The sequence below is a fragment of the Pseudarthrobacter sp. As-47 genome (assembly GCF_058215595.1).
Genome location: NZ_CM177088.1, coordinates 584,779 through 594,008, shown reverse-complemented (window position 1 = coordinate 594,008; position 9,230 = coordinate 584,779). Strand labels below are relative to the sequence as shown.

Annotated in this window: 11 protein-coding genes; 6 read left to right on the top strand and 5 right to left on the bottom strand. The window is 66.5% G+C overall.

Translation table 11 applies throughout. The features are described 5' to 3' along the window. The first annotated feature begins 106 nt into the window (after positions 1 to 106). The 6 genes from AC4BCK_RS02820 (at position 107) to AC4BCK_RS02795 (ending at position 4,459) form a co-directional block, all read left to right on the top strand. Positions 107 to 1,072 carry a hypothetical protein gene (locus AC4BCK_RS02820; protein WP_251424572.1) on the top strand — a complete coding sequence of 322 codons (966 nt, stop codon included), beginning with the start codon at positions 107 to 109 and terminating at the stop codon, positions 1,070 to 1,072. Further along, a complete protein-coding gene (locus AC4BCK_RS02815; protein ID WP_251421267.1) occupies positions 1,072 to 1,503 on the top strand; it encodes a phage holin family protein in 432 nt (143 codons plus the stop codon). The genes AC4BCK_RS02820 and AC4BCK_RS02815 overlap by 1 nt, the downstream gene beginning before the upstream one ends. Continuing rightward, positions 1,500 to 2,162, top strand: coding sequence for a DUF3618 domain-containing protein (locus tag AC4BCK_RS02810; RefSeq protein ID WP_490566562.1), 663 nt, complete (start codon positions 1,500 to 1,502; stop codon positions 2,160 to 2,162). Before AC4BCK_RS02815 ends, AC4BCK_RS02810 begins: the two co-directional genes overlap by 4 nt. A gap of 115 nt (positions 2,163 to 2,277) precedes the next feature. Beyond that, positions 2,278 to 3,495, top strand: coding sequence for a YihY/virulence factor BrkB family protein (locus AC4BCK_RS02805; protein ID WP_490566561.1), 1,218 nt, complete (start codon positions 2,278 to 2,280; stop codon positions 3,493 to 3,495). 396 nt (positions 3,496 to 3,891) lie between these two features. Next, on the top strand, positions 3,892 to 4,149 hold the full coding sequence (locus AC4BCK_RS02800) for a hypothetical protein (protein ID WP_174182209.1): 258 nt from the start codon (positions 3,892 to 3,894) through the stop codon (positions 4,147 to 4,149). Positions 4,150 to 4,282: 133 nt separating this feature from the next. Further along, entirely contained in the window at positions 4,283 to 4,459 is a 177-nt protein-coding gene (locus tag AC4BCK_RS02795; protein WP_174182211.1) for a CsbD family protein, read from the top strand. Between the two features lie 102 nt (positions 4,460 to 4,561). Here the strand turns inward: AC4BCK_RS02795 and AC4BCK_RS02790 are convergent, their stop codons facing one another. The 5 genes from AC4BCK_RS02790 to AC4BCK_RS02770 form a co-directional block, all read right to left on the bottom strand. After that, positions 4,562 to 5,305, bottom strand: coding sequence for a glycosyltransferase family 2 protein (locus AC4BCK_RS02790; protein WP_246256553.1), 744 nt, complete (start codon positions 5,303 to 5,305; stop codon positions 4,562 to 4,564). Then, positions 5,302 to 6,705, bottom strand: a complete 1,404-nt coding sequence (locus tag AC4BCK_RS02785; RefSeq protein WP_490566560.1) for a bifunctional PIG-L family deacetylase/class I SAM-dependent methyltransferase — start codon at positions 6,703 to 6,705, stop codon at positions 5,302 to 5,304. Before AC4BCK_RS02785 ends, AC4BCK_RS02790 begins: the two co-directional genes overlap by 4 nt. Further along, positions 6,699 to 7,793, bottom strand: a complete 1,095-nt coding sequence (locus tag AC4BCK_RS02780) for an acyl-CoA dehydrogenase family protein (protein ID WP_366279113.1) — start codon at positions 7,791 to 7,793, stop codon at positions 6,699 to 6,701. The genes AC4BCK_RS02785 and AC4BCK_RS02780 overlap by 7 nt, the downstream gene beginning before the upstream one ends. A gap of 62 nt (positions 7,794 to 7,855) precedes the next feature. After that, the gene (locus tag AC4BCK_RS02775) at positions 7,856 to 8,335 is read right to left on the bottom strand and encodes a Dps family protein (RefSeq protein ID WP_174182219.1); all 480 of its coding nucleotides are present in this window, start codon (positions 8,333 to 8,335) and stop codon (positions 7,856 to 7,858) included. 102 nt (positions 8,336 to 8,437) lie between these two features. Continuing rightward, positions 8,438 to 9,115, bottom strand: coding sequence for an O-methyltransferase (locus tag AC4BCK_RS02770; RefSeq protein ID WP_310110380.1), 678 nt, complete (start codon positions 9,113 to 9,115; stop codon positions 8,438 to 8,440). Between the last annotated feature and the right edge of the window lie 115 nt (positions 9,116 to 9,230).

The following is a 9,230-nucleotide window of genomic DNA, read 5'->3' as shown; positions in this document are numbered from 1 at the left end:
TTTAGCAAGGGTACTTACCTTTTATTAGTAATCATGCTTATTATTTTACGGCCAGTACTGCTGGTTCTTGATCAACAACCGGCCTTCTTGGAAAGAGAGAGCGAAGATGACAGAGAACCAATGGCCCGAGGATCCCGCAACCACGGCTCCCCCGGCCTCCACAGGAATTCCGGGTGAGCGGTCCGCCGCCACTTTCCCGTCAGCCGCAACTCCCCAGTACGGTGCAGGCCAGGCCGACGACAGCACGGGGACCTCCCGCAAGGATGCGGCCAAGGAGGAAGCGGCTGATGTCGCCCGCACGGCGAAGGGCTCAGCCCAGAACGTTGCCCAGACCGCCAAAGAAGAAGCCGCACACGTGGCGTCCGAGGCGAAGCACAGCGCGCAGGACCTGTTGCACCAGGCGAAGTCCGGGCTGACAAGCCAGGCCGGCACCCAGCAGCAGAAGGCCGCCGAAGGCATGCGCAACATCTCCAGCCAACTGCACAGCATGGCCACCGCTCCAGACCAGCAGGGAATGGCCAGCGACCTGGTCCGGCAGGCTGCGGAGCGCACCTCTTCCATGGCGTCCTGGCTGGAGAACAAGCAGCCGGGGGACATTCTCGGCGAGGTCCAGCGGTTTGCCCGCAACAACCCCGGAACTTTCCTCCTGCTTGCAGCCGGAGCGGGCGTCCTGGCCGGCCGCCTCACCCGCGGGCTGACAGCCGGGGCACCGGAGTCTTCATCCACCAGCGGCGCCACTGGCACGGCAGGGCTCTACTCCGGCACGCCCTACGGCGACCGGTACACCGAGTCCTACGTGCCGGCGGGCGGCACCGTACCGCCCCCTCCGGTCCAGCTCCCCGGCCCGGCCACCACAACGGCAGGATACGACGGCGGCGCACCAGGCAGCAGCTACTCCGACCCCACGCGTCCCGCCAGCCCCCTGGATAGTCCGCAGCTGGTCGAAGAACCGTGGTCCGGAAACCGGATTGCCAATGATCCGCTGGGCGACCGCGACCTTGCCGACGATCCCATGGCAGGCGATCCCCTCACCCGGGACCGTTCCAGGGATGGCCAGTCTGGCGGGCTGTGATGAGTAGCTCCATTCCGGAACCCGCTCCGAGTGCGGCGCACCAGAAGGCGGACAACGCCTCGCTGGGTGAGCTGCTCGGGGACGTGACCCGTGACCTGTCCACGCTGATGCGCCAGGAAGTCGAGCTGGCCAAGGCCGAGCTGAAGCAGTCGGCCACGAAGGCCGGCAAGGGCTCGGGCATGCTCGCCGGGGCAGGCGTGGCAGGACACTTCGTCCTTCTCTTCCTGTCCCTGGGCCTGATGTTCGCCCTGGGCGCCCTGATGCCGCTGGGCTGGGCCGCCCTGATCGTCGCCGTGGTCTGGGGCATCATCGCCGCGGTCCTGGCCTCGATCGGCCGCAAGGAACTCAAACAGGTCAAAGGCCTGCCCCAGACCGGGGAAACCCTGTCCGAAATACCCCCAACCCTAAAACCAGGTGAGGTAAACCGATGAGCGATAACCCGGACGCAATCCGTTCAGACATAGAAGCCACCCGCGCACGCCTGGGCACCAACGTCGACGCCGTGGCAGACAAAGTCACCCCATCCAACATCGTCCACCGCCAGACCGACAAGCTCAAAGACACTGTCAGCGGGGTCAAGGAGAAAATCATGGGCGCAGCAGACTCAGCCAGCAACACCGTCCACAACACCGTCCACACCGGCGCCGGACACACCGGCAACGCACTGCACTCCACCGGGGACACCCTGCACGGAGCCAAGGACACCGCCGCGGCCAAACTCGGCGACGCAGGAACAGCGATCTCCAACGCACCGGACCAGGTCAAAGCCAAAACCCAGGGCAACCCCCTGGCCGCAGGCCTGATCGCCTTCGGCGCCGGCATGCTGATCTCCTCCCTGATCCCGGCCAGCCAAAAAGAACGCGAAGCCGCGGACCAGCTCAAAACCGCCGCCCAGCCCCTGGCCACCCAGGTCACCGACGCCGCCAAGGACATGGTCCAGGACCTCAAGGAACCCGCCCAGGAAGCCATGGAAAACGTCAAGGCCACCGCCACCGACGCCGCCCAAAACGTCAAAGCAGAAGGCCAACACGCCGCCACCGACGTCAAAGACCGCGCCACCGACGCCACCTCAAACGTCAAAAACACCTAAGCGGCATCCAGTACACCGCGGCACACGCAAGGCACCCAGCACTACCTGACAGGCCGGCCCCGCCAACCGCGGAGCTGGCCTGTCCGTTTTTCGCCCCTTATCGAGAGGACACCCCATGGCCACTCATGACGCATCCGAGAGCAGCACCGCCAAAGCAGGCCAGGCCCCGGCACCCGATGATTCCCGGAAGCCGGAGAGTCCGAAAGACCTCGTCAAGCCGAACTGGAAATACATTGCCAAGAAGACCCTTCGGGAATTCAGCAAAGACCAGTGCCCCGACCAGGCCGCAGCCCTGACCTACTTCGCGGTCCTGTCACTGTTCCCGGCCATCCTGGCCCTCATCTCAGTGATCGGGCTCTTCGGCGATCCCCAGCAAACCACCAGTGCCCTGCTGCAGATCGTGAGTGGTTTTGCCCCTGCCGAGACGGTCAACACCGTCAGCGGAACTGTCGAAGAATTGGCCAGCGCACCAGCCGCAGGGCTGACCCTTGTCCTTGGCCTGGCCACCGCCCTGTGGTCCGCCTCAGGGTATGTCGGCGCGTTCGGCCGTGCCATGAACCGGGTCTACGAGGTGGACGAGGGCAGGCCCTTCGTCAAGCTGCGCGGAACCATGCTGGTGGTCACCCTCCTCGCCGTCGTCATCGTGGCCATCCTGGCCGGCATGCTGGTCCTGAGCGGCCCGGTAGCAGAAGCGGTGGGCGGCCTGATCGGCCTCAGCGGCGTCTTCCTCGCTGTCTGGGACATCGCCAAATGGCCTGTCATGGTGGGACTGATCATCGTGATCATCGCCGTCCTCTACTACGCCACGCCCAACGTCAAGCAGCCCAAATTCAAGTGGATGAGCCTGGGGTCCGGCATCGCCCTCTTCATCTTCCTGCTGGCGTCGCTGGGGTTCGGTTTCTACGTCGGCAACTTCGGCAACTACAACAAGACCTACGGCGCCCTGGGCGGCGTGATCGTGATGCTGCTGTGGCTCTGGATCCTCAACATGTCGCTGCTCTTCGGTGCGGAATTCGACGCCGAAATGGAGCGCGGCCGCCAGCTCCAGGCGGGCATCAAGGCAGAGGAAACCATCCAGTTGCCGCCAAGGGACACCAAGAAGAGCGAGAAGCTGCAGAAGCAGGAGGAAGAGGACATCCGGCACGGACGGGAAATCCGTGAGAAGTACAGCGCCGGGAACGGCGGGGACGAGTCCTCGGACGAGGGCCGGGACCAGGACGGGGGCCGCGGCTCCGGGGAGCCCCGGGAACCGCACCGGGACCGGGTCCGGGACAAGGTACGCGACCGCGCCCTGGGCGGAAACCAAGACCGGGGCGGAAACGACGCCCGGTAGGGCATTCCGCGGGGACTAGGCAGGACCTTCAAGATGGGAGAAAATTGTCTTGGAGGTCCTGTTTGGGTTTCCCGGGTTTTAACAAGGGATCCGGGAGCAGGCGGGGCCGGCGGTGAGATGGCCTCTTCTGAGACCGAGGCCAGTCCCCCCAGTCGCCGTCGGCCCCCTCGATCCACGCGGTCCAGCCAACCCCACCGGTCCACTCCACATGCCGTGATGCCTCCACCAGCCGGGCTTTTCCGCCTGCCTGCCGAGCCTGTCCAGACTGGGCTGCCTAACTGGACAAAGCGAGCCGCCCTGCCATACCTTCATGATTACTCTGTTGAGCCCCTCCGGGGCCGGCAGGGCCGCTGAAGCAGATACGGCGGCATCAAGGTCGAGCCCGAATGAGCGAACATGCCTGCTACACATTTTGAAGATTTTCTTGCCGAAGCAGTTGTCGCGGACAGGGAGCCGGGGCTGGGCCTCGGACGCGATGAGCTATATGGCCTCTACACCAGCTGGTGCCTCCTCCACAAAGCCCAGCTTCAGCCGCCGGAAGCACTGTGGGTGGCGTTGGGAACCCACGGAATCAACCCGGATAGCAACAACCTTTCCATGACCGGTCCTGCAGCCGCGGATTACATCGTCGCCAGCGCCCCCGACCTGGTCTGACACGTTCCCGCCGTTCGCCTCAGGCAGCGGCTCCCCGGTGCAGCCAGCCATCTGTTGAAGCAACCCCTGGCTAGCTAGCATGGGAGCATGACCTGCGTATCGCCGCAGGTCACCAGCCGAAGGGAGAAATGCCATGGGTTTGGACGACAAGATCGACAACGCCGCCGAGAAGATGGCCGGCAGGGCCAAGGAAGCGGCCGGCAAGGCGACTGACGACGAAAGCCTCCGGGCCGAAGGCCAGATGGACCAGGCCAAGGCTGACTTAAAGCAGGCCGGCGAGAAGGTAAAGGACGCTTTCCGGAAGGACTAGTCCTTCTCAAAGGGGCTGCTGCGCAACCGCAGCAGCCCCGTCCCGTTGATTACGTTCCCGCTAAACCACGTTCCCGCACATCCTGCCGCCCCGGGGCTGCCTTTATGCTTCCGGCGCCAAGGCGATCTCCATGCCGAGCGTCCGCAGATAGGCCCCGAAGCCCTTCGGGGCGCGGGCCTGTGTGCGGCCGGATGTCCGCACGCGGATAGTGTCCGTGGCCCTGACATCAAACCCGTGTTCCCGCAGCCGCCCTGCGAGCACCCTGTCCTCATGCGAGAGGTGCCGCGGGAACCCGCCCGCCACAAGGTACGCCGAACCGCGGACGCCGAGGTTTGCCCCGAAGACGTGCGGGTGGTCCTCCCCGAAGGAGTGCATCGACTGCCAGCGGCTGAGCAGTTCAGGTGCCATCCCGGCGGGGTCCACTTCCACGGACCCGAGCACCGCATCGGCTCCCGCCGCAGCCAACTCGAGCTGCCCCACGAGCCAGTTGTCCGGAACCACCGAGTCGGCGTCGGTGTTCGCCAGCCACAACCCGGCCTCGTCGCCAGGGCTTGCATCTGCCCCGGCACCCAGGGCCTGCCAGATTCCCGCGCGCCTGCTCCTTCCCACGCTTCGAAAGGCGACCGGAAGGACAGAGAAGCAACTGTTCCGGGCGGCGTATGAGGACGCTATGGCAGCAGAACCGTCCGTGCACGAGTCAAGGACCGCGAGAACCCTGACATCGGTTCCCGGCTGGACCTGCCGGAGTGTTGATGCGGCGGCCTCCACGCCGGCCAAGGCTCGGCCCAGGTGTTCCTCCTCGTTGTGGACCGGAATCACCACGGCCACCCTGTCAATGGGCGTCAAGCAGGCACCGCCGCCGGGGGCGCAATCAGGGTCTCCAGCAGGAAGTCCCGCTCCCGGTAGAGTCCGGCGGTGGGCCATGCCAACTGGTCGCGCACCCGGGTGTGGACTGCTTCACCGTCCAGCTCCCAGCCGGAAATGGGGTGGCGCCAGTGGCACAGCAGCAGGGTGCCGCCCGGGAGGATCGAGTCCCTAATTTTTTCGGTGAGGGCATCGAGTTCACCGGCGGCGAGGTAGTACCCCACCTCGGACACCACCACCAGGTCGTAGTTCCCGGCAGGCCACTCGGCAGGCAGGGTCAGCTGCCTGGCGGTGACGCCCGGGAATGGGGCCAGGCGTTGCGCTGCGTGCGCCAACGCTGCACCGCTGGCGTCCACGGCCAGCAGGCTGGTGCACCGCGGGGCAAGATCTTCCGTCAGCGTGCCGATGGAGCAACCGATCTCCAGGGCCGCGGAATAGTGTTCAGAGGGCAGCGCTGCGAGCGTCAGGGCGCGCTTCCGCCGCTCGTACCAGCTGGTGGTGTACTTCCAGGGGTCCGGCTCCCGGCTGTGGATGCCGTCGAAGATGCCCTGTGCTTCCTTGCTGGTGCGCGGCACGGTACCGGGGCTTCCTGGTTTTCCGGGCATGAACTCCTGCGGGGCAGTCCAGGCGAAGGTTTCAAACGGGCGGGAGAAGTGCCGCAGGAAGGACCCGCTCAGGAGGACCTCGTCACCGGGGTGCGGAGACAGCGGCCGGGTCTGGCTGGCATGCTCCTGCATGGCCCGCTCCTTGACGGACTGCTCTCCGGGCTCCAACGGCATCCTCACCCAGGATTGCCATTCGGGGTGCCCGGGGGTGGCCCAGTGCCAGTACCAGATGGGGTATTCCAGGAGTGCGTATCCATTGTCGGCGGCAACAGCAGCGGCCGCAGCGCCGAGGGCATCGTGGTCGGCATGCCCGTCGGCACGGTACGGCGCAACAATGGCGAGCCGGCCGGCGGGACCGGCCAATGCTGCGGCGGCTTCGCTGACCGAACGGGTGATGCCGGCAGTGCGCTCCGCCAGGCCGCTGTCCGGCAGGCCGAGGTACCGCCAGCGGCCGTTCAGCCCCAGGTGGGCCAGGGCCGCGGCGAACTCCGCCAGGCGCCTGGCAGTCAGTTCTTCCCGGGAGACTGTTGCCGACCCGGGATGCGAGGCCTCCCCTGCCGTGCATAACAGCACCTCCACCTCTGCGCCGAGGGCGTGCAGCCGCGCCAGCAGGCCGCCCGCTCCGAGCGTCTCATCGTCCGGGTGGGCGGCAAGGACCAGGAACCGCATGGCAGCAAGCTCCTCCGGACCGAGTGGAAGCTCAGGAATGACCGGAAGGCCCCGAGCGGACCAGGCCGACTCGTCAGTCCCCTCATCCGTGTGCAGGAAGGTCACCACGAAGCGTCACCTTTCAGGGTCAGGGAGCCCAGTTGGGCGTCGTCACGCATGCCGTGGTGCTGGCGGACGTACAGCGCCAGGTCAGCCATCCGCTTGGCATACGTTCGGTCGAAGGCCAGCGGTCCCGGCCCGCGGTTGCTGCCCACTACAGTCAGGACGCGTTCGACGGCGGCGGCACAGGTTCCGCGCACGCGCAGCGCATCGCTCCAAGGCGAAACCCGCGCGGCGTCCCGCTGATGGGAAGACCCCTGGTCGGCGGGCATCTGTCCCCGCCGGTCGATGCCTTCCGCTGTACCTGCCAGGTACTGCAGCGCGGAGGCCAGGGTGCGGTCCAGCTCGCCCAGCGAGGCCAGCGCAACCTGGTCCGGCTCCCGGCCGGAAAGGCGTCCGGCACGGAGCGAGTCACGGTAGTCGCGGGCGATGCCCACGGCTCCCCCGAGCCAGCACGCGGCCACCCCCATGCCGCCCCACGCAAAACCAGGACGGCTGTAGTACCAGTTGGTTCCCTGCAACGGCTCAGCGGGGACCCGGTCGAACCAAACGGTCCCGCTGGGAATTTCCTGCAGCCCCCTGGCCACCCACTCCGGTTCCTCGCAGGTCACGCCGGCGTGGCGCAGGTCCACGGCGAAAGCCGCACGGCCGCCGTCGTCCGTGTGGGCAGTGACAACCGCGTGGTCAAGCACCTGGGCGAGGGAACACCACGGCTTGGCGCCGCTCAAAAGCACCCCGGAACCGTTGCTCTCCGCGGTGAGCCGCATGCCTGGACCTTCCGCCGCAAAAACACCCCACGCGCCGCCGGCACGGGCAGGATCATGCCCTGCCTGGGCCAGGATTGCCAGGGCATCCAGGTGCGGCTCGAAGACCCGGGCAGCTGCAACGTCGATGGCGGCAACTGTGGCCAGCAGCTCCCAGAGAAGACCCGTGCTGCCTTCACCGGGCCGCGGCCACTCCTTTCCGGCTTCCTGCGCCAGGCCAAGCAAAACAGGCACGTTGCCGGCGCCGGCGGAGACTGCCTGGAACAAAGGATCCAGGCCGTCCGGGCCTTCCCTTCCGGCGGAGAGCCGGACCGCTGCGTTGGTGCCGGGCATGGCGTCCCCGGCGGATGGTGCGCTGTGTTTTTTGGAGAGTTCCTGCATCGTGGCGGCGGCGCCTAGGTGCCGGCCGGCTCGGTGACGGAGGCTGTGGGTGCCATGGTTTCGGCGTTGACCATCCAGGCCAGCTGTTCCAGCCGCTCGATGGCAGCGTGGAGCAGGTCGGCGCTGGTGGGGTCTTCCTCATCCACCTCGTCGTGGACATCCCGCATGGTCTGGACCGTCCGCTCCAGCCGGGCGGTGATGAGTTTGACGGTCTGCTTGGTGGAGGTCAGGCCTTCGGGGAACCCGTCCAGCCGGGTTCCGGCGGCGACGGTGCCGCTGCGGCCGTCCGGCAGGGCATGCAGCGCGCGCATCCTCTCCGCGGCCTGGTCCGCGAAGAGCCGGGCGGCTGCGATGATCTCGTCGAGCTGCAGGTGCAGGTCGCGGAAGTTTGTGCCCACGAGGTTCCAGTGCGCCTGCTTTCCCTGCAGGTGCAGCTCAATGAGGTCCGTAAGCACCGTCTGAAGATTGCCGGCAAGGGTGGGTGACGCTTTCATCAGTTTCCTCCACTGCTGCTGTTGGTCCGGCTGGTCGCCAGCCGGATTTTGATTCTAAGCATACTTAGCCGTTTTTTGGGCAGGAAGGTCCCGGCGCGGGTGCTACCGGATGCGTGCAAGCGCGAAACCGTCCCAGCCTTTGGATCCAACGGTCTGGATGACGGTGGCGTCGAGCCGCGGGTGCCCGCCAAGGAGCCTGAGTGCCTCAATGATTCCCGGCGCGTTGACCGGGTCCATTCCGGGGTCCAGGATTGCCCCCTCCCAGACGGCGTTGTCCAGGACCACCGTGGCTCCCGGCCTTCCCAGCCGGACGGCCCAGTCCAGGTAGCGGCTGTTGTTCTCCTTGTCCGCGTCAATGAAGATGAAATCGAAGGGCTCCCGGCCCTCCTCCTCCAGCGCCGCCAGGGTCTCCAGCGCAGGACCCAGCCGGATCTCCACCTTTTCCCCCAGGCCGGCGGCATCGATGTTGGCCCACGCGACCTCCGCGTGCTTGGGCAGGAATTCGCAGGTGACCAGGGTTCCGTCAGAAGGGAGGCCCCGGCCCATCCAGATGGTGCTGAAGCCGGCGAGCGTGCCGATTTCGAGCACGCGCCTGGCCCTGGACAGCTGGACCAGAAGCTTGAGGAGCTTGCCTGCATTGGGCGCCACTTCGATGGCCGGCATCCCTGCCTCGGCGGCGGAACTGATGGCCTGCTGCAGCGCAGGATCCGGATGGACCACGACTTCTGACAGGAACTCTTCCGCCGCAATCCACTCCGGACGGGGATGGTGCTCAAACATTGCCACAGTTTGGCACGGGGTGGCGTTGGAATCCAGAGAAGTTGGGTGCCGGCGACGGCAGGGGCCCGGAGAATAACCTGGTGCCGGCGAAAGGCCGACGGCGGGCCCGGGGGCT